Genomic DNA, 833 nt, shown 5'->3' on the forward strand with positions numbered 1-833 from the left:
CGGGCCCTTCGGACGGGCCGCTTCCACAGCATCGGCGTGATCATGTTCACGCTGTCCTCGTTCGGCAACATGCGCACCCTCGACGCCATCGCGATCGCGGCTGCCGACGCGGGCTACTCGATCACCCTCATCCCCGTCTCCCACCCCACCCAGGGCGAGGTGTCGGTCGCGTTCCACCGGCTGAGCGAGGAGGCGGTCGACGGCGTCATCATCATCGTCGAGGCGCACCTGCTCGACGAGGCCGACATCGTCCTCCCGCCGGACCTGCCCGTGGTGGTCGTCGACTCCGCGGGCGGCGAGAAGTACCCGGTGGTCGACACCGACCAGATATCGGGCGCCCGCCAGGCCGTCGAGCACCTGCTCGGACTCGGCCACCGCACCGTGCACCACATCGCCGGTCCGGACCGCTCCTACTCCGCCGAGCGCCGACACGAGGCGTGGGAGTCGACCCTGATCGAGCGCGGCGCCCCGGTGCCGGAGGTGCTGGTCGGCGACTGGTCCACCGACTCCGGCTACCGCCTCGGCAAGCGGCTCGCCGCCGATCCGGAGGTCACCGCGATCTTCGCCGCCAACGACCAGATGGCGCTCGGAGTGCTGCGGGCCCTGCACGAGGCCGGGCGCGCCGTGCCCGGCGAGGTGAGCGTCGCGGGCTTCGACGACATGCAGGAGTCGGCGAGCTTCTGGCCGCCTCTCACGACGGTGCGCCAGTTCTTCGGCGACACGGGCCGCCGCTCGGTCGACATCCTCCTGCGCGAGCTCGAGTCGGGCGAGCGCACCGGCGTCTCGCTCGTGCCCACCCGCCTCATCGTCCGCGAGAGCACCGGCCCGGCCCC

General features: G+C 72.3%; 1 protein-coding gene. It reads left to right on the forward strand.

All coding sequences use genetic code 11. The features are described 5' to 3' along the window. Positions 1-42 precede the first annotated feature (42 nt). On the forward strand, positions 43-833 hold a 791-nt coding region (locus tag C5C27_RS17560), incomplete at its 3' end, for a substrate-binding domain-containing protein (RefSeq protein ID WP_258066851.1).

Source organism: Rathayibacter sp. AY2B7 (assembly GCF_002931635.1).
Classification (GTDB): domain Bacteria; phylum Actinomycetota; class Actinomycetes; order Actinomycetales; family Microbacteriaceae; genus Rathayibacter.